This is a genomic window from Sphingobium boeckii (assembly GCF_014199215.1).
GTDB classification, from domain to species: domain Bacteria; phylum Pseudomonadota; class Alphaproteobacteria; order Sphingomonadales; family Sphingomonadaceae; genus Sphingobium_A; species Sphingobium_A boeckii.
In genome coordinates this window covers 292,164-318,571 of sequence record NZ_JACIJC010000002.1, presented here as the reverse complement: position 1 = coordinate 318,571, position 26,408 = coordinate 292,164, and the positions used below count along the sequence as shown (strand labels likewise).

At 62.5% G+C, this 26,408-nt stretch carries 26 protein-coding genes and 1 tRNA gene; 9 read left to right on the top strand and 18 right to left on the bottom strand.

Annotated features, from left to right (window positions below):
• Positions 1-163 precede the first annotated feature (163 nt).
• Together FHS49_RS06700 and FHS49_RS06695 are read left to right on the top strand one after the other, a co-directional pair.
• A complete protein-coding gene (locus FHS49_RS06700) occupies positions 164-1,225 on the top strand; it encodes a LacI family DNA-binding transcriptional regulator (protein ID WP_184016615.1) in 1,062 nt (353 codons plus the stop codon).
• A gap of 54 nt (positions 1,226-1,279) precedes the next feature.
• Entirely contained in the window at positions 1,280-2,695 is a 1,416-nt protein-coding gene (locus tag FHS49_RS06695; protein WP_184016613.1) for a sugar porter family MFS transporter, read from the top strand.
• Positions 2,696-2,744: 49 nt separating this feature from the next.
• Here FHS49_RS06695 and FHS49_RS06690 read toward each other — a convergent pair whose 3' ends face one another.
• The 8 genes from FHS49_RS06690 to FHS49_RS06655 are packed head-to-tail and all read right to left on the bottom strand — an operon-like array spanning position 2,745 to position 11,495.
• Positions 2,745-3,989: an SRPBCC family protein gene (locus FHS49_RS06690; RefSeq protein WP_184016611.1), complete on the bottom strand. Its 1,245-nt coding sequence runs from the start codon at positions 3,987-3,989 to the stop codon at positions 2,745-2,747.
• On the bottom strand, positions 3,986-5,362 hold the full coding sequence (locus tag FHS49_RS06685; RefSeq protein WP_184016609.1) for an MFS transporter: 1,377 nt from the start codon (positions 5,360-5,362) through the stop codon (positions 3,986-3,988). Before FHS49_RS06685 ends, FHS49_RS06690 begins: the two co-directional genes overlap by 4 nt.
• 14 nt (positions 5,363-5,376) lie before the next feature.
• Positions 5,377-6,837 carry an aldehyde dehydrogenase family protein gene (locus FHS49_RS06680; protein WP_184016607.1) on the bottom strand — a complete coding sequence of 487 codons (1,461 nt, stop codon included), beginning with the start codon at positions 6,835-6,837 and terminating at the stop codon, positions 5,377-5,379.
• Between the two features lie 4 nt (positions 6,838-6,841).
• Entirely contained in the window at positions 6,842-7,648 is an 807-nt protein-coding gene (locus FHS49_RS06675; RefSeq protein ID WP_184016605.1) for an alpha/beta fold hydrolase, read from the bottom strand.
• A complete protein-coding gene (locus FHS49_RS06670; protein ID WP_184016603.1) occupies positions 7,648-7,980 on the bottom strand; it encodes a hypothetical protein in 333 nt (110 codons plus the stop codon). Before FHS49_RS06670 ends, FHS49_RS06675 begins: the two co-directional genes overlap by 1 nt.
• Positions 7,977-9,047 carry a class I SAM-dependent methyltransferase gene (locus FHS49_RS06665; protein WP_184016601.1) on the bottom strand — a complete coding sequence of 357 codons (1,071 nt, stop codon included), beginning with the start codon at positions 9,045-9,047 and terminating at the stop codon, positions 7,977-7,979. The genes FHS49_RS06670 and FHS49_RS06665 overlap by 4 nt, the downstream gene beginning before the upstream one ends.
• Complete coding sequence (locus FHS49_RS06660; RefSeq protein WP_184016599.1) at positions 9,044-10,726, bottom strand: carbon-nitrogen hydrolase family protein; 1,683 nt, start codon at positions 10,724-10,726, stop codon at positions 9,044-9,046. Before FHS49_RS06660 ends, FHS49_RS06665 begins: the two co-directional genes overlap by 4 nt.
• 58 nt (positions 10,727-10,784) lie before the next feature.
• Entirely contained in the window at positions 10,785-11,495 is a 711-nt protein-coding gene (locus FHS49_RS06655) for a hypothetical protein (RefSeq protein ID WP_184016597.1), read from the bottom strand.
• A gap of 625 nt (positions 11,496-12,120) precedes the next feature.
• Between FHS49_RS06655 and FHS49_RS06650 the strand changes: the two genes are divergently transcribed.
• On the top strand, positions 12,121-13,134 hold the full coding sequence (locus tag FHS49_RS06650; RefSeq protein ID WP_184016595.1) for a LacI family DNA-binding transcriptional regulator: 1,014 nt from the start codon (positions 12,121-12,123) through the stop codon (positions 13,132-13,134).
• A gap of 65 nt (positions 13,135-13,199) precedes the next feature.
• On the opposite strand, the gene FHS49_RS06645 is transcribed toward FHS49_RS06650, so the two are convergent.
• From FHS49_RS06645 to dapB, 4 genes are all read right to left on the bottom strand, one after another.
• Positions 13,200-13,276 (bottom strand) — tRNA-Arg (locus FHS49_RS06645).
• A gap of 62 nt (positions 13,277-13,338) precedes the next feature.
• On the bottom strand, positions 13,339-13,725 hold the full coding sequence (locus FHS49_RS06640; RefSeq protein ID WP_425502674.1) for a hypothetical protein: 387 nt from the start codon (positions 13,723-13,725) through the stop codon (positions 13,339-13,341).
• Positions 13,722-14,396: an endonuclease III gene (nth, locus tag FHS49_RS06635; RefSeq protein ID WP_184016593.1), complete on the bottom strand. Its 675-nt coding sequence runs from the start codon at positions 14,394-14,396 to the stop codon at positions 13,722-13,724. Before nth ends, FHS49_RS06640 begins: the two co-directional genes overlap by 4 nt.
• A gap of 126 nt (positions 14,397-14,522) precedes the next feature.
• Positions 14,523-15,251: a 4-hydroxy-tetrahydrodipicolinate reductase gene (gene dapB / locus FHS49_RS06630; protein WP_184016591.1), complete on the bottom strand. Its 729-nt coding sequence runs from the start codon at positions 15,249-15,251 to the stop codon at positions 14,523-14,525.
• A 167-nt stretch (positions 15,252-15,418) separates the two neighbouring features.
• Between dapB and FHS49_RS06625 the strand changes: the two genes are divergently transcribed.
• The 3 genes from FHS49_RS06625 to FHS49_RS06615 are packed head-to-tail and all read left to right on the top strand — an operon-like array spanning position 15,419 to position 18,891.
• The gene (locus FHS49_RS06625) at positions 15,419-15,928 is read left to right on the top strand and encodes a GNAT family N-acetyltransferase (protein WP_184016589.1); all 510 of its coding nucleotides are present in this window, start codon (positions 15,419-15,421) and stop codon (positions 15,926-15,928) included.
• A gap of 34 nt (positions 15,929-15,962) precedes the next feature.
• A complete protein-coding gene (locus tag FHS49_RS06620; protein ID WP_184016587.1) occupies positions 15,963-16,778 on the top strand; it encodes an NAD-dependent deacylase in 816 nt (271 codons plus the stop codon).
• Positions 16,779-16,812: 34 nt separating this feature from the next.
• Complete coding sequence (locus tag FHS49_RS06615; RefSeq protein ID WP_184016585.1) at positions 16,813-18,891, top strand: PBP1A family penicillin-binding protein; 2,079 nt, start codon at positions 16,813-16,815, stop codon at positions 18,889-18,891.
• A gap of 161 nt (positions 18,892-19,052) precedes the next feature.
• Here the strand turns inward: FHS49_RS06615 and era are convergent, their stop codons facing one another.
• On the bottom strand, positions 19,053-19,982 hold the full coding sequence (gene era, locus FHS49_RS06610) for a GTPase Era (RefSeq protein WP_184016583.1): 930 nt from the start codon (positions 19,980-19,982) through the stop codon (positions 19,053-19,055).
• A gap of 152 nt (positions 19,983-20,134) precedes the next feature.
• Between era and FHS49_RS06605 the strand changes: the two genes are divergently transcribed.
• Positions 20,135-20,359, top strand: coding sequence for a DUF2188 domain-containing protein (locus FHS49_RS06605; protein WP_184016581.1), 225 nt, complete (start codon positions 20,135-20,137; stop codon positions 20,357-20,359).
• Positions 20,360-20,361: 2 nt separating this feature from the next.
• A complete protein-coding gene (locus tag FHS49_RS19490) occupies positions 20,362-20,988 on the top strand; it encodes a hypothetical protein (RefSeq protein WP_221240411.1) in 627 nt (208 codons plus the stop codon).
• A 26-nt stretch (positions 20,989-21,014) separates the two neighbouring features.
• Here FHS49_RS19490 and rnc read toward each other — a convergent pair whose 3' ends face one another.
• The 5 genes from rnc to FHS49_RS06580 form a co-directional block, all read right to left on the bottom strand.
• Positions 21,015-21,683, bottom strand: coding sequence for a ribonuclease III (gene rnc / locus FHS49_RS06595; protein WP_184016579.1), 669 nt, complete (start codon positions 21,681-21,683; stop codon positions 21,015-21,017).
• The gene (gene lepB, locus FHS49_RS06590; RefSeq protein WP_246350470.1) at positions 21,680-22,438 is read right to left on the bottom strand and encodes a signal peptidase I; all 759 of its coding nucleotides are present in this window, start codon (positions 22,436-22,438) and stop codon (positions 21,680-21,682) included. The genes rnc and lepB overlap by 4 nt, the downstream gene beginning before the upstream one ends.
• Before the next feature lie 241 nt (positions 22,439-22,679).
• The gene (locus FHS49_RS19825; RefSeq protein ID WP_281397044.1) at positions 22,680-22,805 is read right to left on the bottom strand and encodes a hypothetical protein; all 126 of its coding nucleotides are present in this window, start codon (positions 22,803-22,805) and stop codon (positions 22,680-22,682) included.
• Positions 22,802-24,022 carry an MFS transporter gene (locus tag FHS49_RS06585; protein ID WP_184016575.1) on the bottom strand — a complete coding sequence of 407 codons (1,221 nt, stop codon included), beginning with the start codon at positions 24,020-24,022 and terminating at the stop codon, positions 22,802-22,804. The genes FHS49_RS19825 and FHS49_RS06585 overlap by 4 nt, the downstream gene beginning before the upstream one ends.
• Positions 24,019-24,432 carry a MarR family winged helix-turn-helix transcriptional regulator gene (locus tag FHS49_RS06580; protein ID WP_184016572.1) on the bottom strand — a complete coding sequence of 138 codons (414 nt, stop codon included), beginning with the start codon at positions 24,430-24,432 and terminating at the stop codon, positions 24,019-24,021. The genes FHS49_RS06585 and FHS49_RS06580 overlap by 4 nt, the downstream gene beginning before the upstream one ends.
• Before the next feature lie 285 nt (positions 24,433-24,717).
• On the opposite strand from FHS49_RS06580, the gene pgi reads away from it, so the two are divergent.
• Complete coding sequence (gene pgi / locus FHS49_RS06575) at positions 24,718-26,220, top strand: glucose-6-phosphate isomerase (RefSeq protein ID WP_184016570.1); 1,503 nt, start codon at positions 24,718-24,720, stop codon at positions 26,218-26,220.
• The last annotated feature ends 188 nt before the right edge of the window (positions 26,221-26,408 follow it).

The following is a 26,408-nucleotide window of genomic DNA, read 5'->3' as shown; positions in this document are numbered from 1 at the left end:
GGGGGGCGGTGCGACGAGCAATGATCATCCTTCATCTCTCCTGCAAACGGCTGGTGCGTTTGACGGTAGCGCTACCATAAATCGCGCCAGAGGCAAGTGGGCTGTTGTTCGGTGGCCTCGCGCGGCCTAAGTCTCCGCGCACGGCTTTGGGAGGGAGCAGCCATTGAAACTGACGACTTCGCGCAGATCTGGCGCGGCCCCGACGCTCAGCGATGTCGCCCGGGCCGCCGGCGTTTCGCCGATGACGGTATCGCGCGTCATCAACAGGGATGGCAATGTCCGCGCTGCAACGCAGCACAAGGTCGAGGCAGCCATCGCGGCTTTGAAATATGCCCCGAACACCGCTGCGCGCTCTCTCGCCAGCGGCGCGCAGACGCGGATCGCGCTTATCTATGGCAATCCCAGCAGCGCCTATCTGAGCGAGGTGCTGGTGGGCTGCCTGACCGAGGCGAGCCGCAGCGATGTCCAATTGGTGCTGGAGCGATGCGATACCAGCCAGGATCATGCCGACATCATCCGCCGCATCGTCGAATGGAAAGTGGATGGCGTGATCCTGCCTCCGCCTTTTTGCGATGCCGGAGATATCGTTGCCGCCTTGCTGCAGGCGGATATGCCGACGGCCGTGCTGGCGACGGGCGTGCCGGCACCCGGAACCTTTGCACTCAGCATCGACGACAGCGCCGCGGCCAGGGCGATGACGGACTATCTGATTGCCCTTGGACACAAACGGATCGGATTCATCGTGGGCCATCCCAATCAAACCGCAAGCGCAAAGCGTCTTGCGGGCTATCGCCAGGCGATCGCGGCTGCCGGCTTGCCCGACGATCCGATGCTGATCGCGGCGGGCGATTTCAGCTATCGATCAGGCCTGGCCGCGGCTGACCGCCTGCTGGCCTTGCCCGAACGACCATCGGCCATATTCGCCAGCAATGATGATATGGCCGCGGCCGTGATCGCCGCCGCGCACAGGCTTCATCTCGATATTCCCGCGCAGCTCACAGTATGCGGCTTTGACGATACGGCGCTTGCGACCACCATCTCCCCCGAACTGACAACGGTCCGCCAGCCGATCGCTCAGATGGCGCAGGCGGCTGTCGCCATGCTGGCCGACTTCGCGCGTGCGCGCCGTGCCGGGCGAGATGTTCGCCCCGAAACGCGGCTGTTCGACCATCAGGTCATCCGGCGAGAGACCGATGCCAAGCCTACCGGCGTCAGTCGCGCTTGACTTCCGGTATCGACGATTGATGGATGCGCTCACAATATAATTTAAGGGAACACAATGGAGCTGGAAAAACCGCGGACACGGACTGATCTGGGGTTCATCGCGGCGATCGTGGCCGTCGCCAGCATTGGCGGGTTCATGTTCGGCTATGATTCGGGCGTGATCAACGGCACGCAAAAGGGATTGGAGGCCGCATTCGATCTCGGGCGACTGGGAATCGGCATCAATGTCGGCGCAATCCTCCTCGGTTCCGCGGTCGGCGCTTTCGGCGCTGGACGTCTCTCCGATCTGTTCGGTCGGCGCGGCGTCATGATGATGGCCGCCATCCTGTTCCTGATCAGCGCAGTGCTGGCGGGCGCGGCGGACGGATCGGCGGTCTTCATCGTGGCGCGGATCATCGGCGGTCTCGGCGTCGGCGCGGCCAGCGTCATTTCCCCGGTCTATATTTCGGAAGTCGCGCCGGCAGAGGTGCGCGGGAGACTTTCCAGCGTGCAGCAGGTGATGATCATAACCGGCCTGACGGGTGCGTTCGTCGCCAATTTCCTGATCGCCCATTATGCCGGTGGTTCAACGGCGTCCTGGTGGTTCGATCTCCCGGCGTGGCGCTGGATGTTCTGGCTGCAGGCGCTGCCCGCGGCCATTTACTTCGCGGCCTTGCTCGTCATTCCTGAATCGCCGCGCTATCTGATCATGCGCGGCCGCGACGCGGAGGGTTTGAACGTGCTCACGCGCCTGTTCGGGCCGGAAGAAGCGCAGCGCAAGTCGAACGAGATACGCGCCAGCTTGGCGGGGGATCACCACAAGCCCAAACTGTCCGATCTGGTCGATAAGACCAGCGGCAAGATCCGCCCGATCCTCTGGGCCGCCATTGGCCTGGCCGTGTTCCAGCAATTGGTGGGCATCAACGTGGTCTTTTATTATGGCGCGGCACTCTGGGAAGCGGTCGGCTTTTCGGAAAGCGATGCGCTGATGACCAATATCCTGTCGGGCGTTCTTTCCATCGGCGCGTGCCTCGTCACGATCACGCAGGTCGATCGCATCGGCCGCAAACCGCTTCTGCTGATAGGGTCGGCGGGCATGGCGGTCACGCTCGCCACGGTGGGATACGCGTTTTCGACGGCTGTCACGGCCGCGGACGGAGCCGTGTCGCTGCCCGGCCATAATGGCGTGATCGCGCTCGTTGCCGCCAATCTCTACGTGATCTTCTTCAACCTGAGCTGGGGGCCGATCATGTGGGTGATGCTGGGGGAGATGTTTCCGACCCAGATACGGGGATCCGGACTTGCCGTGGCCGGTTTTGCACAATGGATGGCCAATGCCGCGGTGTCCGTCAGCTTCCCGACATTGGCTGTTTCGCCGGGGCTGGCACCGACCTATTTCGGCTATGCCTTTTTCGCCGCCATCTCCTTCTTCTTCGTTCGCGCCATGGTCAACGAAACGCGCGGCCGCGAGCTGGAAGATATGCCCGGCTGACCGCAAGCGCGGGCAATGCGGGCCTCATGCGCGTTCATTCCGCATGAGTTCATTCGACGCTTGCGGAACCGATCTCTTCGGGCGGCCGGAGTTCTTCGAGCTGCGCATTCCAGTCATCATGCCATTTTTGGACCAATATCTCGTTCGCGCCAACCAAGGAGCGGAAGTTGGCAGGCGCATGAACGAGATTGCCGTATCCCTCTTCGGAGACGCTGTAATCTTCGGTCACGACCACCCCCTCGATGAAATCATGAAGGTCCGACCAGTCTGAAATCGGTTGCGGACCGTTGGCATGAGCCGGGCGGTAGGTTGCCATGCGCGTGACGGTCTGGCCGGTCTCCTCACCCGGATAGAGATGATAGAAGCCATAGAACATCTCGCCATTCGGGCCTGCCGACACGTTCAGATTGATATTGGGAAAAATGAAATAATTGCCGCCGTAATCATTGGCCGGCCAGTCCTGCTCGCGCTGCGCAGACAGTGCCTGCCAATTCTTGCGGGGAAAGCCCATGCGCGCATGGCGACCGAAGGGCGTAAGCGCCATCACGTTGGACATCAGCAGCGGCGCCACCGTGGTCGCGTGGAGCGTGGCGAAGTGATAGCTTTCGCAATAGGTATCCCAGGCATATTTCCAGTTGGTGCGCGTTTCCACCTTGCTATGCTTGGCCGGCAGCGCAGACCCCAGTTCGAGATGCTGGAGTTCGTCGGCAAAGGCCCCGAGATGCGCACGCACGTCGATCGGTGCGCCATCGGGATCGGCGCGGACGAAGATCATGCCCGCCCATTCTGCAACCGGCACTGGGATCAGTCCGCGACCGGCGCGGTCGAGATCGGGAAACCCTTCCTTGCCCGGCAGGCCGATCAGCCGGCCTTTCAGATCGAAGGTCCAGCCGTGGAACCGGCACGTCATGCGTTTGCGACTGTCGCAGTTGGTGACGACGCGGGCGGCGCGGTGGGGGCAGATGTTGAGAAAGGCGCGGACGATATTGTCCTCGTCACGCAGGATCAGTATTTCCGGCCCGAGCGCGTCGAACAGCAATTTGTCGCCAGGCGCAGGAATGTCGCCGCTCAGGCAGGCCAGGATCGGGATGCGGCGAAAGGCGTCGCGCTCCCGCAAATGGCGTGCGGGGTCGATATATTCGGCCGGGTCGATCTCCATCGTGGCGCTCGCAAGATCGGTCCGGCTGTCGCGGATCCGCCCGATCAAAGCGCGACGCAGATCGTCATGCGAGGCGCGGCGGCGTTCGCCCCAGTCTTCGTCGCTCGCAGCAGAGGGCGAGTGGGAGTCGATCACAGTCGCTCCTTATAATGCCAGAAAATCAGCAAGCTGGCGAGCTTGATGACCGCCGGATAGATGCAGAAGCACAGGATCAATGTGGTGATCGCCGCAGCGCTCTGCGGCGTGGCATCTCCGCTTTTGGTGCCGATAAAACCACCCGCGCTCAGCAGCAGCCCGCACACCGCCGGCCCGAGCGCGAAGGCGACCTTCTCCAACGCGCTGAACACGCCCGAGAACAAACCGCTGCGCGATATGCCTGACTGGTCTCGATCATAAGCGATCGTGTCGGTGAGCAGCGAGAGCGCCATCAGCAGATAGACCGAATTGAACATGCCCCACAGGAAACCGCGCAGCGCGAGCAATACGGTCTCGCTGACCGGAATGCCGGTATGCGCGTTGATCCACGCGGCTTCCTGCGGCCCGGCGAACGCCCAAGAGACACACAAAGCCGCCCAGCCGATGATCCCCACCGCGAACAGCGTCTTTTTGGACAGGTAGCGGTTGAGCCACACTGTCACTGGTTGGCCCACGAGGACCGAGAGCGCGGCGAAAATGTTCACCAATGCAAGCTGCGACGGGTCTTTCATCACATAGACGAAAAAGAGCCCGAACACGGTGTAGGTCATGCCTTGCGCGGTGAGCGCGATGAAATAGGCGGTGGCGAGCGTCACGAAGGGCTTGTTGGCCCATAACGCGCGCAGATCTTCCTTGCCCGATGCGCCCCTTGGCTCGTCGGAAGGCACCATCTTGGTGCGCCGGACGGTGAAGAAGGTGACGAGCATCGCGACCATGCAGACCGCGCCATATAATGTGCCCATACGGTTGAACCCGGTCCAGCCCGCGCCGAAATATTGAGCCACCGGCAGTGCATAGCCCGCGCCAACGGCGACGCCGACGGCAAGAAACATTACCCGTATCGCGAGAATGCGTGTCCGTTCTGCGGGATCGTCGCTCATCTCGGCAGCGACCGACAGATAGGGGACTGAAAACAGGCTGTATGCGGTGGAAGCGAGCGCAAAGCTGAATGTCATATATATGGCCGACGCCCAGGGAGACTCGAAGTCCGGCGCACTGAACATCAGCACGAACGTAAAGCCGGAGAGGATCCCGCCGGCGAGCAAAAAGGGCGCGCGGCCCCAGCTACGGCTGCGACGATCGGACCATGCGCCGACCAGGGGATCGCAGAAAATGATCCACGCCTTTGGAATGAGAATGGCGAGGCCCGCCATCCAGGCCGGGATGCCGAGCACGGTGATCATGTAGATCGGCAGGATCAGCGCGGGTGTGTCGCGAAATATCTGACCGCCGATCGCTCCGAAGCCGTAGCCGACCTTGGCCGGCACCGATACGCGGTGGGGAGCTGCCGTTGTGGCGGTCTGATCGTCCATATGGTCTCCGAGCCTTACAAAGGGGTGGGGTAGGAAGCGCCGCCGCCGGCCCGTGCTGCGGGCTGATGAAGTGACTGGACCACCGAATACTCCAGCAGCCCCTCGTCACCATATTCGCGCCCGAAGCCGCTTGCCCCGATCCCGCCGAAGGGGAGGTCGAAAGAAAAGCCGCTGCGATTGTGTGCGTTGACCATGCCGAAGCCCGCGCGGACATGGCCAAGTGTATCCCAGCCACGATCGGGATCGGCGGTCCATATTGATGCGCTCAGCCCGAGATCGCCTGCATTGGCTTGCGCGAGCATATCGGCCTCGTCGCGGTAGGTGACGATCGGTACGATCGGGCCGAACTGTTCCTCGGCCACCAGAGGCGCGGTGGGATCCAGTCCGGTGACGAGCCGTGGCGGCAGGAAATAGCCCGTGTCGGGCAGGGCTGTCCCATCGGGCAGCAGCGAGACGACGGTGCCACCGCCCTGCGCGGAATGCGTGGCCAGCCTGTCGATGTGCGCGGCCGATGCTGCGGTGATCAATGGCCCCATCGTGACATGGCCATCCAGAGGGTCGCCCAATCGAAACAGGCGGCGCGCGACATCGACATAGGCGTCGATGAACCGCGGGGCCATCACCTCGGGCACGAGCAAGCGCTTGGCGGCCATGCAGACCTGCCCGGCGTTGAGGAAGGTCGCCCAGACGATCGCCTGCAGCGCATCCGGCGTTGGATCGAAATCGTCGAGCAGGATCAGCGGATCGTTGCCGCCCAGCTCCATCACACAGGGGACGAGGCGCGCGGACGCCTGGCGCAAGACCGCGCCGCCGACCGCGGTGCCGCCGGTAAAGGCCACTTTCGCGACGCCGGGAGCACTGATCAGGGCTTCTCCCACCGCGCCGCCGCCGTTTACGACGTGCAGCACCGGCTCGGGCAGGTGATCCGCAATCGATTCTATCAGCGCGCTCAACGCGAGTGGGGACAGGGGAGAGGGTTTGACCACGATCGCATTGCCTGAGACGAGCGCGGGGACGATCTTGGTCATCGCGAGCACGATCGGCGCGTTCCATGGCACGATCGCGGCGATCACGCCGTAAGGCCTGCGGCGCACGACGCGGCGCCCCGGACCCTGACCGCGCGACTGGTCCGGCAGCAAACGCGGGGCGCGGGCAAGCAGGTCACGCGCGAGGGCGTAGCCGAAACGGATTTCGCCCAGGCAATCGGCGATCAACTTGCCCATTTCGCGTGACAGCAATTCCGCGTGCGCCGGGGCGTGCGTTGCGGCGGCCTCGAACGCCGCAGACAGGATCGCGATCCGCTGATCGAGCGAATATGCGACCCAGCGCGTCTGCGCCGTCGCCGCTTCGGTCACGCGTGCCGCTACCGAAGCGGCATCGTCTTCGCGAACCCGCCCGACCTGTTCATCCGGTCGGGCAGGATTTTCGCGTGCGATCCAGCCAGCTTCGGCCAATACGGGTGCGAAGCTGGCCATCGGTTCAGCCTTCCTTGATATAGCGCACGCAGGCGTCGGTCCATTCCTGCGGGAATTCCTCGATGGTATCGAGCGTGCCGCCTTCAATGCGATAGTCGGGCACCTTGCCTGCGAGCAGCGGCAGGCAGGCCATGATCCCCGGTGCCGACAGATCCTTGTCGCCCCATACGATATAGGCAGGGACCTTCACGTCGTTGAGCAACTGCTCCAGCGTGTTGAGCTTGCCGGCAGCATAATAGGCCGCCTGCGCCTTTTCGCCCGCCGAAAGCGCGGCGACGTACAGCTTCTCGAATGCTTCGATGTTGTTCACCGGCGAAACATTCTTCCAGCGCAGGTTCCACAGATCGGTCAGATGGCCGCCATCGGGGCGCGGGAAGGTGGCCGGCGCGCGCATCGGCGTGATCGGTTCTTTGGGATCGAGCAGCACGGGGCCGGACAGGACGATGCTCTTGACCCGCTCGGGTGCCTGCACGGCAAGCTGCGTCGCGAAATAGGCACCGGTGTGGACGCCGATGACGGAGATCGGATCGGTCAGACCCATATCATCGAGGAAGTCGATGATGGTCTGGCCATATTCCTCGGGCTCGACCATGCGGCCGGGGCGATCGGACATGCCGTAGCCGATCGTGTCCATGGCGATCGTGCGGAAATGCTCGCCGAGCATCGGCAGCACGGTGTCAAACATCCCGCTCGATTGCGGCGACTGGTGAAGGCAGAGAATGGGCTCGCCCTCGCCATATTCGCGATAATGCAATTGGCCGAGGAAACATTTGGAATAGCCGCGGCGGAAATTCAGAACTTCAGTGGTCATCAGGCTTCCTTTGGAGTTGGATCGATGGGCAGCTCGGCGAGACTGCGGAAAATGGTGGCAACGAAATCGGCGCGCTCGGTGCGCAGCGTGGCGGTCGCTTCGGGGGAGAGCTGGTGCTGCTCCACCGTATCGGCGGCGAGCGTGCCGGCCGCGGCCAGCGCTGATTCCAGCACCGTATTGCGGCGACGCAGCACCCAGAGCTGGGCCGCCATCTCAAGCATCACCTCGACCATCGCGTCGAGGCGGCGGTCGCCCAGAAACGGGCGGCCGTCGGCGATGCCGCCGCTTGCATCAAACCAGCGGCGCAGATCGGCTATCTCTTCGGTGTTCATGAGGCTTTCCTGCAAACGCGGATCTGCAGCGCACCCGTCGAGGTTGCGGCAGGCCGGTAATTGTCATCGACGTCGTCGAAATGCTGGCGCAACAGCGCGGTGAAGTCCGAATAGACGAAGCCGGGGGCAAAGGGCTCGCCATTATACCAGCTATCGAACAGCCTCATGCAGTGACGGCCGCTGAGTTCCTCGGGCGGGATGTGCGGGAAATCGATGATCGTCATCGTGGCACCCGGACGCAGGATCCGCGCCATTTCGCGCACCACGCCCTCGGCGGTTTCGCGCGGCAGTTCATGGAACAGGATCATCGACAGGACACCATCGACAGAATTGTCCGCAAAGTCCGTCTGTGCTGCGCTCTGTTGCGAGAAATGGACATCGAGGCCCATATCCTGTGCTCGACCGTGAGCGTAACGCAGCATGGGTTCGGCGACGTCGATGCCGTGCACCTCGGCGTTGGGGAAACGCTGCTTCATGGCGGTGGTCGATTGACCGATGCCGCAGCCGATATCGAGGATCAGCGTGGGCTCGCCTTCGATCGGGCACCATTCCGCCATCGCGCGATGGAGATGATCATCATCATTGCCGCCGGTGAAGAAGATCTTAGAGCCATAGTGATAGACGAAGCCGGCAAGCGCATCATCCTGATAGCTGCCGGGCTGAAGGTGGATGTCCTGCTGACGGATATAATCGGGATAAGCGAAATCGGGATCGATCCGCAGCAAGGCGGGCGCGGCCCGTTCGGTCGCATCCAGCCAGCCGCCGAGATCGTCCGCGATCTTGCGATAGGATTGACCCGCGCCGCGCCACATCATCATCTGCGTGCTGCGCATCATCCGCCGCGCCAATTGCGCCGCCGGGACGGTATCGAGCTTGTGGAATAAATCGGATGCGGTCGCGGGCGGGGTGTCCTGCGCCATCGCGCCGCCGAGTGCATCGGCCGAACGGACCAGCCGCGGGACCATGACGCCCAGATTGAAACCGCGCAGCCCCTCGACAAAGTCGAGATAGCTCTCGTCGTTGAGGCTCGCCGCGCCGCGCAACGTGCCGATATCGGGTCTGCTCATGCTGCTGCCTTTGCTTCTACCAGACGCCCGTAAAGCTGCGGCTGGCTATCGAGGATAAGGTCGGTGCTGCCCATCAGGCGCTTGTCGCGATTGGGCGCGAGGTCGATCTCGGCGCTCAACGTCGCGCCGCGACCGGCTGCGTCGAAGCGATCGGGATTGTTGACCTCCATCGTATCGGGGAAGCGATAGACGGGCGGGGTGGTGAGGATCGCGCTCGGTGCATCAAATGGTGAATCCGCGCGGTTGGCGGCGGCGATCGTCATATGGTTTTCGGCCGAGCGTTCTGCGAGCATCAGTGCCACCTGCCACTCGTCGCGCCACGTCGCCGGGCAGGCGACCAGATCGACGCCCTTGCGCGCGAGCATCCGGGCCGCTTCGGGATAGATCAGTTCCGAGCCGAGCAGCAGACCGACGCGCCCGAACGGCAGATCGAATATCGGGAAGTCGTCGCCGCTCAAACCCCAGCCGAGCGCGGGGTCTGCATGGACCTGACGATATTGGCCGATCGCGCCGTCCGGCCCGATCAGGACGACACGGTTCACCAGGCGGCCTTCGACGATCTCGGGGATGCCCGCAGCGATGTAAGTCGCGCGCTCGGCTGCCAGACTCTCAATCGCGGCGATCGCCTGTTGGATTTGGGCCTGGAGCGCAGATCCTGCAACGAGCGTGGCGATATCCCAGGCGAACAGTTCCGGCAGTACCGCGAAACCGGCCGGGACAGTACCCAGTTCGGCGATCGCCGATGCGAGCCGCGTCTCGAAATCGGCTCCCGCTGGCGAAACCGTCGTCACCGTCACCGTGCCGGCGTCCGCACGACCCGCGGTCAGGGCGGTGAGCGTCTCGTTGGGCTGGGTCAGCAGCGCATAGCATTCGGGCCGGCGCCCCGCGAGGCGCGTATCGCGGACGACGCTGGCAAGATCGATATCGGCAAAGGTCAGCCCATAGGTGTCGCGCCCGGCGCGGGCGAGCACCTCGCCTTGCGGGCCGACGATCTGGCTTTCGCCGGCACCCATCACCTTTTCCCGCGTCATGCCGGACTCGCGAATCAGGCGTTCGAGATCTGCGCCCTTCACCATGTCGCCGATGCGGTTGGCGGCGATCATGAACACGCCGTTTTCGGCGGCGCGTGCGGGGATATGGAGATGGGCTTCGTCGAGCCCGTTCGAGCAGAGCGAATTGAGGATGATGTCGGCACCCTGGAGCGCGAGCGTGCGCGCGGTCTCCGGAATAAGGCCGTCCATGCACGACAGCAGCCCGATCCGCCCGAGCGCGGTATCATAGACCGCATTGGGCGCGTCAGCCGGCACGAACGCCAGCCGCTCGATCCACATCAGAATCTGCTTGGCGTTGCTGCCGATATATTCGCCTTTGGGGCCGATCAGGTGATTGACCATATAAGCGTTGGGAAATTCGCCGCGAACGGCGGCGTTGAACGACACATGGATGCCATGGGCGGCCGCACGTTCGGAAATGGCATTGACCATCGGGCCTGGGATCGTAATCGCCTCATTCCACGCATGTTCGCGATTGTCGTAAGAGGTTGGGTAATTCAGATTTTCCTGGAAATGGACGAGGTCTGCGCCGCCTTGCGCAGCCTCGTCGATCAGTTCCAGTATCTGGCGCAGAACACGATCGGTGTCCTTGCCGGTTTCCATCTGCGCTGTCGCAACCCGGATCATGCAGATGCTCCCAAGCTCTGGGGCCGCGTAAAAAGGGCGGTGTGACAGCGCAGTTTCATCAGAAGTCGAACTCCATCTCGTCGCCGAAGTGCGTCACATCGCAAGAGGCGAGCTCATAGGTCACACCCTTGGCATGACCGACAACCTTGGCGCAGATTCGGTCCTGGCCGGTCGTCCACACTTCGATATCGGCGTCGATCGCGCCGGTGTGCCAAAGATAATGGTCGCACAGGAAGGTGCCAGCCGGAACCGTGATTTCCTCTTCACCGATATATTCGATGGCGAGCGTCACTTCCTTGCCGTGCGTCATCTGTCCACCGTTCCAGGTGGCCGATGTCGTCAGGATGCGAACATGCTGGGTGCCGGCGACGGTGCGGTCGCACTGGGTGAATTTCCAGCCTTCGACCGTGGTCGGGTGGTAGCCGAGCACGAGATCGGCCCCGCCGGGAAGCGTCGCTTCCTCGATCGGGCTGCCATCGGGGGCGAGCAGCAGCGACGTCACCGAATCGCCGACGACGCGGCGGATCAGCGTGCCCTGATGCTCAGGCCCGACAAAGAAGCGGAGAACGCCGTCCATCGGCATGAATTCGGCATTGACCGTCTGCGTGACGTGGCGGACGATCGAGCCGCCCGGAAAGCGCGTCATTGTCTGCGCCGTATGGCTGCCGTCCGGGTTGGTCGTGACGATGAAATTTTCCCACGTCAGCCATTTCGAGCGGTCATCGGTCGGCCCCATAACGTAGGAACCAATTGTGCGAGTCAGTGTCATGGTAGGGCATGTCCTCTTGCCAGATGATCCCCGGAAGCCGCGATCCTGATTGGGCAGGTGTACGCGAGTTCGGTTCGTCTTTCGATGCAAGAAAGCTATCATTTTGCAAAAAGCTCGCTTCACTCTTTGCAACTATGTCCGCACAGTGGAGAAATCGGGACGGTCTTTGTCAACCCTTTGTGGCGATTGGGCCTTGAGCTGTTGAATCGGTGACCAGAAATTCAATAATAAATTCAATGGACTGCTATTCAAAAGCAGATAGTTTTATTTTGCGGTGCGCGCAAAGCCGGCCGGAAGGCGAGGGTGCGAAATGACCTCTGGGCCGTTTTAGACACTGAAATATCAAGTCATATTAAATCAAAAAACTGTAATAATATTTTGCAATGATGTTCTCACTGCTCGAATAATATCCATTTTTATCCGGTTTATTGCAAATTTTGCAATATGTCGCATAGTGTATGAACAGATATGTCATTGGCATAACGGATCTCTGCGGCGGCGGTCAGCCGGACGGCGCATGGCCTTGCATTGTTGCGGGGCTGTGCGCTGTCGTTGCGACGCTGGAAGGCGTTGGTTCGGCTGCCGGAAGCGAGGTCTGGAAATGCCGAAATTGGCGGGATTGAAAATGGCGAAACCCTTCTCCAACCGGCGGATCAATGCAGGCGATGTCGCGAAGCTGGCGCAGGTTTCCCGGTCCGCTGTGTCTCGCACATTTACGCCAGGAGCCAGTGTGGCACCGGCGACGCGTTCGCTGGTATTGGCTGCTGCAAAGTCGCTGGGCTATCAACCCAGCCGCATTCCATTGCCTGAAGGTAGATCGAAGGCGCGGCCTGTCGGCGTGATCATCGCCAATATGCACAGCCATTTCCGCGAGATGAGTGATCGGCTGGATGACGAACTCACGAGCAAGGGCTTGCACGCCATATTTTTCCTCTGTTCGGACGTGACCCGCATCGACGGCGTCTTCAAGGATGTCTTGGCGAGCCATATCCAGGGCATGATCATTTTCTCCGCCGCGCCATCGGCGCAATCGATGGCGGCAGCTCAGGCCGCTCACGTCCCCGTGGTGATATTGAACCGCGGCGAGCAGCTGAAGGGCGCGAGCCTAGTGTGGATCGACGGCCCCGAACTCGGGCGATCGGTTGCGAAATTGATGCTCGACGAGGGCCGCCGACGGCCGCTCGCCATCGCGGCGAATCCCGGCCGTTCGCGCGAACTCGAATGCTTTGCAGACGCCATGGAAGCGGCTGGCAGTGCGGCATGTCGGTGGATCGATGAGGACTGGCAATATGAAGGCGGCGTGCGCGCGGCGGCTGCGGTATTGAACGAAGGCGATCGGCCAGATGCGATCTTCGCCGCCACAGACAGCTTGGCCATAGGGTTTCTCGACGCGGCCCGGACCCTTCATGGCATGGATGTTCCCAGAGATATGTCCATCATTGGATTTGGCAACACGGCGGCCTCGCACTGGATCTCACACAGGGTTTCGACGGTCCATGTTCCCATGGCCGCGCTCGTCCAAACCGCCGTTTCAACGCTGATGGCGCGCATAGGATCGGTGGGCGACCCAGCGCCACGCATTTGGCTGGGTTGCGATATCATCGAACGGGATACCAGCCGGGGTCTTGGCACCGGCTGATCTGCATAGAAGCCGGCCCATCGCGGCTACAGTCAATCTCAAACACCGTAAGTCATTGAAAATATTGGTGCACCCGACTGGATTCGAACCAGTGACCCCTGCCTTCGGAGGGCAGTACTCTATCCAGCTGAGCTACGGGTGCATCCGTGCTGCGTGTTGGAGCGATGCCCGCCTAGCAAAGTGAATTGGGCTTGGCGAGGGTTTTCATTTCTTCCTGGCGAGCTTCACCGGCTGGAACTTGCCAAGGCCGCAGCTTGGTCCCTGGGTTAAGGGCGGATTGCGCAGCACGGTGATGACGTCCACCGAGCAGAGCCGGTTGATCGAGGTTTGATAGCTGAACCGCTCCTCGAAGCCGAGCGAACTGCATTGATAGGGCAATTCGTTCCGATACACCTTGCCGCCGCGCATGTGGAAATCGATCACCTTGTCGCCATGGACGCGGGTGTCGCGGATGGCGCTGATTTGCACGCAATCTATTGCGGGGCCGTCCGGCGTGGCGGCGGGAACGGCATTGCGGTCGGTCTTGGCGGCAAGCGCGCTCGCGCTGGTCATCAGGGCAAGCGCGGCGAGGGGGAGGATGGCGCGCATCATGGGTCTCCTGGCTGTTGTCTGGCGACCTTTTGCGCCGGCATGGCTGTCTTGGGCCTGAACGCGCAAAGATCGACGACGTTGCAGCGCCAGCATTCGGGCGTGCGCGCTTTGCACGTATAGCGGCCGTGCAGGATCAGCCAGTGATGTGCGTGGAGGCGGAAGGGCTGGGGTGTGCTCTTGTCCAGGATTTTTTCCACCGCCAGCGGGGTCTTGCCCGGTGCCAGCCCGGTGCGATTGCCGACGCGGAAGATATGCGTGTCCACCGCGAAGGTTTCCGCCCCGAAGGCGCAGTTCATCACGACATTGGCGGTTTTGCGGCCGACGCCGGGCAGCGTCTCCAGCGCGTCGCGATCTGCGGGGACTTCACTGTGATAGGCGGCGATCAGCCGCTGCGAGAGGGCGATGACGTTCTTGGCCTTGGCATTGAACAGGCCGATCGTCTTGATATGCTGCTTGAGGCCCGCTTCGCCCAATGCGACCATCTGCTCGGGGGTCTTCACCTCCTGAAACAGCCGCCGCGTCGCCTTGTTGACGCCGACATCGGTCGATTGCGCGGAGAGCGTGACCGCGACGAGCAATTGGAAATGATTGCCATAGGCCAGCTCGGTTTCGGGGGCGGGATTGTCTGCCGCGAGCCGGGCATAGAATTCGAAGATGTCAGCCTTTTTCATCTTCCTCGTCACGTGGATCCATCCATCCCGTTTGTCCCGAGCGCAGTCGAGGGACGTTGGTGCCGCGACAGACGTCCCTCGACTGCGCTCGGGACAAACGGGAAGGGGGAAGGGTGTGCGTTCACCCTAAAGCCCCAGCACATCTTCCATACGATAGCGCCCGGCCGGTTTGTCCGCCAGCCACAGCGCAGCCTTGACCGCGCCTCTTGCGAAAATCTCGCGGCTCTCGGCGCGGTGGCCCAGTTCGATCCGCTCGCCTTCGCCCGCGAAGATCACCATATGATCGCCCGCCACCGAACCACCGCGGAGTGCCGCAAAGCCGATATGGCCGGGTTCGCGCTTGCCCGTGATCCCGTCACGCCCGCTATCGCTGACGCTGGCGAGATCGACGCCACGTCCGGCGGCCGCCGCCTGGCCGAGCAATAATGCGGTGCCCGAAGGTGCATCGACCTTGTGGCGGTGGTGCATCTCGACCAGTTCGATATCCCAGTCCGCCCCCAGTCGCTCCGCCGCCTGCCGCACGAGGGCTGCGAGCAGCGTGACGCCGAGCGAGGTATTGCCGGTCTGCAGCACCGCGACATGCCGCGCGGCATCGTCGATAGTCTGATGATCGTCCGGGCCTAGTCCCGTGGCGCCGATCACGATCGGCTTGCCCGCCGCGACCGCCGCGCCGAGATTGCCGACAAGGGCGGACGGCACGGAGAAGTCGACCAGCACGTCCGCCGTTTTTGCCAGCGCGGAAGGATCGCCCCCGGCATCCACGCCGCCCGCGACGGATGCGCCGGCTTCTTCGATCGCCCGCGCAATCGCCTGCCCCATGCGCCCCGCGCTGCCGTAAATCCCGATTTGCGTCATGTTCTCGCCCTTGAATGGATGGCCGCTTCATGATCGAGAGCGGCGGACATGTCTATTGTCTCTGCGAAATGCTCCCTTAAACCGTTTGTCCCGAGCGCAGTCGAGGGACGCGGTCACCTGCACTCACGTCCCTCGACTGCGCTCGGGACAAACGGGAATATAGTAAAATGACCTCAACCCTCTCCATCCGCTTCGCCACGCCCGACGATATTGCAGCGCTCCATCCCGTCATCGAGCGCGCCTATCGCGGCGACAGCGCGCGGCAGGGCTGGACGCATGAGGCCGATCTGCTCGATGACCAGCGCACCGATGAGGCCGCACTCGCCGCGATCATCGCCGATCCGCAGCAGCGCCTGCTGATCGCCGAGCAGGCCGGCACCACGATTGGCTGCGTGCAGATTTCGGACAAGGGGCAGGGGACGAGCTATCTCGGGCTGCTGTGTGTCGATCCGCTGCTGCAGGCGGGGGGGCTGGGCAAGCAATTGATCGAGGCCGCCGAACGGGGTGCGGTCGATGTGTTCGGGGCGCGGCAGATGGAAATGACGGTCATCGACCGCCGCGTCGAGCTGATCCGATATTACGAACGGCGCGGCTATTGCGTGACCGGCGAGAAACGCGATTTCCCGGTGCCAGTCAATCCGCCGTTGTTTTTCGATGTGCTGGTGAAGCCGCTTTAGCAAATGGTGACAAGAGCCTAATGACCTTCAGATCATGACCCACATCCGCAACATCGTGATCCTCACAGGCGCGGGCATTTCGGCCGAATCCGGGCTTGCCACCTTTCGGGGGCCGGACGGGCTGTGGGAGGGGCACCGCGTCGAGGATGTCTGCACGCCCGAGGCGCTCGCGCGGGATCCGGAGATGGTGCACCGTTTCTATGACGCGCGGCGCGCGGCGTTGGCCGGGGTCGTGCCCAATGCGGCGCATGAGGCTTTGGCGGCGCTGGACGCGGCTTGGCCGGGCGAATTGCTGATCGTGACGCAGAATGTGGATGATCTGCATGAGCGCGCGGGGGCGAGGCGGGTGCTGCATATGCACGGTGAATTGCTGTCGGCGCTGTGCGCGGCGTGCGGGATGGCGGTGCGCTGGGCGGGGGATATGATGGCTGCCACACAACCGTTTGTCCCGAGCGAAGTCGAGGGACGTCTGTCCCCCGCACCACGTCCCTCGACTTCGCTCGGGACAAACGGGGAGGGTGTGACCCCCGCAAAGAGTTTCCAGCCCCCTAAATGCTCCGGCTGCGGTGCTCACGCCCTGCGTCCCGATATCGTCTTCTTCGGCGAAATGCCTTATGAGATGGACCGGATCGACCGCGCGATCGCGTCTGCCGACCTGTTCGTTTCGATCGGGACCTCCGGCGCGGTCTATCCTGCGGCCGGGTTCGTACGGACCGCGCGGCATCATGGTGCAAAAACTCTTGAACTGAACCTCGACCCGTCCGCCGGAAGCGTCTATTTCGATGATGCCCGGATGGGGCCGGCAAGCGTGCTGGTGCCGACATGGGTGCGTGAGGTGTTGGGCGGTTGACTGTATTATCAGACTATAACACTATGGCCGCACGATGAGTTTCTGGCGTTCCAAATCCGCTCCCGAACCCGCCTTGCCCGGCGGCGTGCCCGCGCCCGAGCAATGGGCGTTCGATCCCGTCACCGGCGAACCGATCGCGCCCCCAGCGCCGCCGCGCTGGCGGATATGGGCAAGGCGCGCGAAGTGGGCGTCGCTGGCGATGTTCGTTGTGTTCATGCTGCTGGTGGCGTGGCTGGCGGTCACCGCGCCGCTCTCCAAATCCCTCAAACCCATCGCCCCGCCCAGCATCACGCTCCTCTCCGAACAGGGCAAGCCGATCGCGCGCAAGGGAGCGATCATCGCTGCGCCAGTGGAAGTCTCCAAGCTGCCCGAACATGTGCCGCAGGCGTTCATGGCGATCGAAGACCGGCGCTTCTATAGCCATTGGGGGCTTGATCCCCGTGGCCTCGCGCGTGCGATGTGGACCAATGCGCGCGCCGGCGGGATGCGGCAGGGCGGCAGTACGATCACGCAGCAGCTCGCCAAGGTGGCCTTCCTCAATTCGGACCGGACGGCGGCGCGGAAATTGCGCGAAGTGTTCATCGCTTTCTGGCTGGAGGCCTGGCTGTCCAAAGACGAGATCATGGCGCGCTATCTGTCCAACGTCTATTTCGGCGACAACGTCTATGGCCTGCGCGCGGCCTCGGTTCATTATTTCAACCGTCAGCCCGAGAAACTGACGATCGCGCAGGCGGCGATGCTGGCGGGCTTGCTGAAAGCGCCGTCGAGATTGGCACCCACGGTCAATCTGAAGGGTGCGCAGGAACGTGCCGAGCTGGTCACCGCGGCGATGGTGGAGGCCGGGTTCATCACCGAGGCCGAACATCGCGCGCTGCGGCCCGCCAGGCTCGATATCCGCGGGATCAGTGACGTGAAGAGCGGCACCTATTTCGCCGACTGGGTGTTGCCCGAGGCGCGCGACAAGGCGGGCGCGGTCTATGCCGAGCAGGAGGTGACGACCACGCTGGACGACCGTCTGCAGAAAATGGCGGAGAATGCGGCCAAGCGCGGCGGCGTTGGCAAGGCGCAGGTGGCGATCGTCGTCATGAAGCCCAATGGCCAGGTGGTCGCGATGGTCGGCGGCAAGAGCTATGCAGACAGCACGTTCAACCGCGCCACCCAGGCGAAGCGCCAGCCGGGATCGACCTTCAAGCTGTTCGTCTATCTGGCAGCGCTGCGCTCCGGCATGACACCCGATTCGATGATCGATGATTCCCCGGTGGTGTTCGACACTTGGGAGCCGAAGAATTATGGCGGACGCTATCGCGGCAATATCACGCTGAAAGAGGCCTTCGCGCAATCGAGCAATGTCGCTGCCGTGCGGCTGGCCCATCAGGTGGGGATCGCCAAGGTGATCCGCGCCGCGCGCGATCTGGGGATCACCAGCCCGCTCGAGGATAACCTCAGCGTCGCGCTGGGCACATCGGGCGTGACCTTGCTGGAGCTGACCTCGGCTTATGCGAGCGTGGCGAACGAAGCCTATCCGGTGAAGGCGCATGGTCTGCCCGCGGGCAATTCGAGCTGGTATGACAGCCTGTGGGATCGACAGAGCGGCTATGGTTCGCGCACGCTCGATGATCTGCGCACATTGCTGGCGGCATCGGTCAACGGCACAGGCCGGGCGGCGGCGCTGAACAGCAAGACCTATGGCAAGACCGGCACCACGCAGGACAGCCGCGATGGCCTGTTCGTGGGCTATGCGGGCGATCTGGTGACAGGCGTGTGGGTCGGCAATGATGACAACAGCCCGATTCCGGGGCTCACCGGCGGCGGCATCCCGGCCAAGATCTGGCGCGATTTCATGTCCAATGCGCTGGACGAACCCGCCGAGGCGATCGCGGTGGAAGAGGATAATGCCAGCGACGAGGCGCTGGATGCGGAGAATGCTGCGCTCAATATGTCGATCGAAGGCGAGATCGGCGGGATGAACGTGGGCGTGCAGATCGGGCCGGAGGGCGTCCGGATCAACGCCGATCCCGCGCCCGCGCCAGTTCCCGCACCAAGGCCCGGCGATCGTGTGACCCCGCCGCCGGTCGTGCCGCGGCTGGAGGACGATGGGCCGGGGGCGGATTGAGGGGTAGCAAGAGGGCGTGCAAATAACGCTGTCATCCTCGCGAAGGCGGGGATCCAGCTTCTTCGTTGGGATGCTTCAAGGAAAAGCTGGATTCCCGCTTTCGCGAGAAGGGCCGGGAATGACAGGAAAGTGCCAGGAATGACGGGAAAGGTGAGGGTGCGCTACTCCACCCACTCCAACCCGATATCGCGATAAACCCCGCGATCCTCTTCCCAATCGGGCTTCACCTTCACATGCAGATACAGATGCACCTTCACGCCGAGCAGGTTTGACAGTTCCGCGCGCGCGCGTGAGCCGATTTCCTTCAACCGCTGGCCGCCCTTGCCCAGGATGATCGCGCGCTGGCTGGTGCGGCCGATCAGTATCTGCTGGTGGATTTCCACCGAACCATCGGGCCGCTCGTCATATTTCTCGGTCTCGACTGCAGCGGCATAAGGGAGTTCGGCGTGAAGCTGGAGATAGAGCTGCTCGCGCGTCACTTCGGCGGCGAGCATCCGGTCGGTCGCGTCGGACACCTGATCGGCGGGGAAATGCCACGGGCTCTCGGGCATCGCCTTGGCCAGCGCGCCTTTCAGATCCATCAGGCCATCGCCGGTGGTGGCGCTGATCATGAAGATCTCCTGGAAATCGAGCCGTTCGCTCAATTTCTGCGCGTGGATCAGGAGCTTGCCCTTGTCCGCAATATCCACCTTGTTCAGGATCAAGATCTTGGGTTCGCTGCGGCCCTTCAGCGCATCGGCGATCTTCTCCACCTTGGCGCCGAGCCCGGTCTTGGAATCGACGACCAATGCAATCAGGTCAGCATCCTGCGCCCCGCCCCAGGCTGCGGCGATCATCGCGCGGTCCAGTCGGCGGCGCGGCTCGAAAATGCCCGGCGTATCGACCAGCATGATCTGCGCCTGATCATGGATGGCGACGCCCATCAGGCGCACGCGCGTGGTCTGCGCCTTGGGGCTGACGATCGCGACCTTCTGGCCGACGAGCGCATTGACGAGCGTCGACTTGCCCGCATTGGGCGCGCCGACGATGGCGACAAGGCCGCATTGCTGCGCGGGGAGGGGGGCTTGATCGGCGAGTGGGGTGATATCCATTGCGACAGCCTTTGCGCGGGTTGGCCGCGGAAGGCAAGGTTTTGGGCGTTGCGATGTGAAGGGATGTCAATGAAGATGTGTCATCGTCGGGGTTGTTTTGAGTGGATGCTGGACGTATCTTAAACTCAATCCAATCCAATCTGGAGCTGAAGATGACGAAGAAGGGGCAACATGTAGTTCCGAATCAAGGAAAGTGGAGTGTTCGCAAAGAGGGAGCCTCAAGGGCTAGCGGAACCTATAAAACTCAAGCTGAAGCGATTGCTGCTGGTGCAAACATTGCTAAAAATCAAAGGTCAGAGCTTTACATTCACGGCAAGGATGGCAGGATCAGGGAACGAAACTCTTATGGTAATGACCCGCATTCATCAAAGGGATAAAATTGCCGACGTCATTTGATCGTTCTGTCTTCATCAATTGCCCATTTGATGAAGGATTTGAGCCTATTCTTCAAGCAATGGCGTTTTGCATTACCTACCTAGGATTTTCTCCTAGATTAGCGCCCGAGAATAGTGACGGCGCTGAGCCTCGATTAGCTCGGATTTTAGATTTGATCCGAGGATCGAAATACGGAATTCATGATCTCAGCAGGTCGCGGTCGGCAGCCGCGAATGAATATTCTCGTTTGAACATGCCGTTTGAATTGGGTGTTGATTTCGGTTTCAGAATGGCAGGGGGCGGGCCGCTCGCCGAAAAGAAAATTCTTGTATTGGAGCATAGTCGTTTCGATTACCGGATAGCCCTTTCGGATATCGCTGGTTGGGACATTGAGGCGCATGACGGTTCGTTTGAAAAAGCGGTTCGGAAGGTGCGCAATTGGTTGGCTGCTCAAGCAGTGCCTGATGCAGAGGGGCCAGCCCGCATATTGGGAAAATATGCCGATTTCCAAGGTTGGTATTACGAACGGCAATTGGCTGCGGGTTTTTCGGATGATGACATTCAAGATTACCCTACGAGCGAATTGGTCGCTGCGATGGAGGACTGGATGAAACTCGGTCAACCAATTTAACTGAAACTTCAGTCGACAGAAGATTTTTAGCCCAATTTCCCCAGCAGCGCTTTCGCCGCGGCGGTTTCCGCTTCCTGCCGCGATGTTCCGGTCCCCGTCGCCTCCGCCAGCGTCCCGATCGACACCTTGATCGTGAACCGCGGCGCATGGTGCGGTCCAGAGCGATCGGTGATTTCATAGACCGGCGGTTTGCGGTTATGGGCTGCGGCCCATTCCTGCAGCCCGGATTTGGGATGTTTGGGGGCGTTGATCTGGGTTTCCACGATATCGCCCCAGGCACGGCGAATGAAGGCGCGCGCCGCGTCCAGTCCGGATTCCAGCCAGAGCGCACCGATCAGCGCCTCCACGACATCACCCAGCACATTATCGGATTGCGACGCGCCATCGTCGCGCGCCTGCTTGCCCAGCCGCAGATGAGGGATCACGCCTATCTCGCGCGCGATGCGGGCGCAGGTTTCGCCCGTGACGAGCGCATTGAGGCGGCTGGAGAGCTTGCCCTCCGGCTCGGCGGGAAACAATGTGAACAGCCATTCGGCCATGACGAGGCCGAGCACCCGATCGCCTAGAAACTCCAGTCGCTCATAGGTGTTGACGCTATGGCTGCCATGCGTGACCGCGCGGGTGAACAGCGCCAGATCCTTCGGCGTATGATCGAATTGTTCCTCGATCCAGGCCGAGAGATCGGGATGGCTCAAAACGTCTCGCCGATGCGCTCCGGCCGGGCAGCGGTGAACCAGGTCCAGGGCAGCAGCCAATTGGCCGTGCCATCGGTGGAAAAGACGCTGAACCACGCCTTGCCCACCACATTATCGACCGGGACCATGCCGATCGCGCCGCCGGGGGAGGCGGGGAAGCGGCTGTCCGCGCTGTGATTGCGATTGTCGCCCATCATGAAGAGATGGCCCTGCGGCACTACGAAGGTGCCGGTGTTCTCGCCCTGCAGACTGTCCGTATCCAGCGTGAAGAAGCTCTTGCCGTTGGGCAGGGTCTCGCGGAAGCGGCGATAATGGCAGTTGATCGCGCCGTCCGGCGTGCGTTCGGCGGCGGAATCGGTCAAGCAGGCGCTGCTCGGCGTTTCGGGCAGAACGATATCGGCCACGCGCACCCGCGGCACGGGTGTGCCGTTCAATATCACCTGACCGTCGCGCATCTGGATGATGTCCCCGGGCAGGCCGATCACGCGCTTGATATAATCCTGTTCCTGCGTCGGGGGTGCCTTGAACACCACCACATCGCCGCGATCGGGCACGCTCGCGAAGATGCGGCCAGAGATCAGCGGCAGGCTGAACGGCAGAGAATATTTGGAATAGCCATAATTCCATTTGGACACGAGAAGGTAATCCCCGACCAGCAGACGGGGCATCATCGATTCCGAGGGAATGTTGAAGGGCGCGGCAAAAAAGCTGCGGAAGATGAAGACGAAGATGCCCAATTTGAGCAGAAACGCCATGAAATCGAGCGTTTCGGACTTCTTCTTAGGCGGCGCTGAAGGGGCAGGCGTAGGTTCGGCCAGCGCCTCGGGGGCGGCTTCGGGTGTGGCTTCGGTCATGTTTGCGCTTTGCTGCGCCAGTGGCCGGGCGTCAAGCGTTGGCCCCGCCTGTCATTCCCGCGCACGCGGGAATCCCGCTTTTCCTTGAAGCATCCGAAGAAAGAAGAAGCGTGATCCCCGCGTTCGCGAGGATGACACAAGTCTAAAAGCACGCCGCCACAATCCCGCTCATCCACACCAACGCTCCCTGATCGCGCCAGAGCCACAGGCCCGCCGCTGCGATTGCCACACCGATGCCCAAAATCAGGAGCGGATGGGGCCGCTTCATGCCGCCGCCGGGCGCAGGCGCGCGACGGGCCGGTCGTTGATCGGCAGATTGATCAGCGCTGCCATCAGCCCGAGTATGATCGACGTGGCCCAGACGGCATCATAGGATCCGAGCATGTCATAGGCATAGCCCGCGGCCCAGGCGCCGAAGAAGCTGCCCACCTGATGGCTGAGAAAGACCACGCCGCCCAGCAGAGACAGATGCCGCGTGCCGAAAATCTGGCTGACCAGCCCGCTAGTGAGCGGCACCGTGCCCAGCCAGAGGAAGCCCATGGCCGATGCGAAAGCCAGCGCCGTTAAAGGGGTGAGCGGCAAGATCAGGAACAGGGCGATAACCGCAGAGCGCGCGGCATACAGCCCTGCCAGAACGCGATGCTTGGGCAAGCGGTCTCCCGCCAGGCCAAAGGCATAGGATCCGAATATGTTGAACAGGCCGATCAGCGCCAGCGCGCTGGCACCGATCCCGATGCCCAGGCCGCGATCGCTGAGGTAAGCAGGGAAATGCGTGGCGATAAAGGTGATATGAAAGCCGCAGACGAAAAAGCCGGCGTTGAGCAGCCAGAAGCTGCGCCGGTCCAGCGCTTCCTTCAGCGCTTCGCCCGCGCTTTGCTGCGGTTCAAGCCCGCTTGCCTTTTCGGGCCGGCCGGCCACGCCGATCGCCAGCAGAATGGATAAGGCCATCAAACCAGCCAGCAGGATGAAGGAGGTGCGATATCCAAAGATTGCGAGCATCGCCTGCGCGGCGGGCACGACCAGAAACTGGCCGATCGATCCACCCGCGGTCACAACGCCAAAGGCCATGCTACGCTTGTCTTCGGGCACGACGCGCCCGACCGCACCCAGCACCACCGTGAAGGTGCAGCCCGCCATGGCGAGGCCGACCATCAGCCCCAGCGAGATATGAATGCCGAGCGCATCGGCGGCGAAGGACGCCGCGATCAACCCGGCGACATAGAGGATCGCGCCCCCGGCGACCACGCGACCCGCGCCATGCTTGTCTGCCAGCGCACCGACAAAGGGTTGCGCCAGCCCGAAGGCGATATTCTGGATCGCCACCGCCAGGCCGAAGCTGGAGCGACTGATATCCAGCGCCACGCCCATTTGCGGCATGAACAGCCCGAACGACTGGCGCACGCCCATGGAAAGCGTGACAATGGCAGCCGCGCACAGGATCACGGTCCAGGGTGATTTCATCCGGGATGCAGAGAATAAATTCATACGGGCAACGCCTCGATCCGATCCAATATTGCGAAAAGCCGCGCGCGATCCGGCCCCAGCAACGCCTCTATGCGATCCTCCGCTTGCGACCAACAGGGCAGTGCGCGCGCGATCGCGGCGCTGCCTTGTTCGGTGAGCGAAACGGCGCGGCTGCGTTTATCGGCTCCCGCTTCGAAGCGCACATGTCCCTGCGCTTCCAGCGCGCCGATCGTGCGGCTGAGCGTGGTGCGATCATGGCCGGTGCGTTCGGCAAAGGCGGTGAGCGAGCAGGGGCCAGCGCGATCGAGCGTGCGTAGCAGCGCGAATTGCGGCGTGGTGAGGCCGGATGGTGCCAGCGCTTCATCATAAAGCGCGGTGAGCGTGCGCGCCGAGCGGCGGAGCTTTGTGCAGGTGCAGGGTGCGGACGTCATCAGTGCGTGCATATACACGTATATCGGGAAGGGTCAATTGCTGCGATCTCATCCCACAATGCCGTTTGGGCTGAGCCTGTCGAAGCCTTACCTTCCTTCTCCCCTCCACGAAGACGAGGAGGAGAGTTAGGAGAAAGGGGCTTCGGCAGGCTCGGCCCGAACAGTGGAGGAACCTTGGGCTCGTGCCCATGAGCAGTGCCCGCCATCAGCCGATCCGCACCAAGACGGCTTACGCGCCCGCGGCGTTCCGATAAAGGGAATGTCTGACCGCAGCCGGAGATTCGCATGACTGACGCCAAGAACGCCTGGGAACGGATCGAAGCGCTGGAGAGCGATACGCTCACCGCATTGTTCAAGGCAGAGCCGGACCGGCTGTCGCGCCTCACGCTGGACGTGGCGGGGATGCACTTCGATTGGTCGAAAACGCATCTGACTTCCGATCTGGTCGCCGGCTTCGAGGCGCTGGCCGGCGCGATGGGGCTGGCCGCGGCGCGCGAGGCGCTGTTTTCAGGCAAGGAAATCAATGTCACCGAAGGCCGCGCGGTGGAGCACACCGCCGAGCGCGGCGAGGGCGCGCCCGAGAGCGTGGCGCGGGCGGGGCATTTTCATGCGCGGATGCGCGGGCTGATCGACGCGATCGAAGCCGAAGCCTTGGGGCCGATCCGCCAGGTGCTGCATATCGGCATCGGTGGGTCCGCGCTTGGCCCCGATCTGCTGGTGGATGCACTGGGCCGCGATTCAAACCGCTATGAGGTCGCGATCGTCTCCAACGTGGATGGCGCGGCGCTGGAGGAGGTGTTCAACCGCTTCGATCCGGGCGCGACCCTGATCGCCATCGCGTCGAAAACCTTCACGACGACCGAAACCTTGCTCAATGCGCAGAGCGCGCTGGAATGGATGACGGAGGCGGGCGTGGAAGACCCCTATGGCCGTGTCGTCGCGCTGACCGCAGCGCCCGAAAAGGCGGTCGAGTGGGGCGTGGATGAGACCCGCGTCCTGCCGTTCGCTGAAAGTGTCGGCGGGCGTTATTCTCTCTGGTCGTCCATCGGCTTTCCTGCAGCGCTTGCGCTCGGCTGGGATGCGTTCGAGCAATTGCTGGAGGGCGCGGCCGAGATGGACCGGCATTTCCGCCTGGCACCGCTCGGCAAGAATGCACCGGCGATGGCGGCTTTCGCCGATCTCTATTATGCGCAGATGCGCGGATGCCAGACACGCGCCGCCTTCGCCTATGACGAGCGCTTGCGCCTGCTGCCAAGCTATCTCCAGCAGCTCGAGATGGAATCCAATGGCAAGAGCGTGACTGCCGAGGGCGTGCCGCTCGATCGCCCGAGCGCGCCCGTCACCTGGGGCGGCGTCGGCACGGACGCGCAACATGCGGTGTTCCAGTTGCTGCATCAGGGCACGCATCTGATCCCGGTGGAGTTCATCGCCGCGATCGAGCCGGGTCATCCGCTGGACGAGGCGCATCACCGGCAATTGCTGGTGAATTGCTTTGCGCAGGGCGCGGCTTTGATGGCGGGCCAGGAAAGCGACGACAAGGCGCGTGCGTATGCGGGCGACCGTCCTTCGAGCACGATCCTGCTGGAGCAGGTCGATCCGCGGACATTGGGCGCGCTGATCGCATTCTATGAACAGCGCACGTTCGTGAATGCGGTTCTGCTCGGGATCAATCCGTTCGACCAGTTCGGCGTGGAGCTGGGCAAGGCGATCGCGAAATCGATCGAGAGCGAAGGGACCGACCGGTTCGACGCCTCGACGCGGGCACTGATCGCGCGGGCGCTGGGATGATGTTCCACTCACCGTTCGGGCTGAGCCTGTCGAAGCCTCTTCCTTCTTGCTGATCGTAAAGAAGGAAGAGGCTTCGACAGGCTCGGCCCGAACGATGCGTCGGTTGACGAAGTGACCGATCCGATCAGACTGATCGCACCAATCACGTTGCGGCCATGCGCCATCATGCCTAGATCACGAGCAAATAT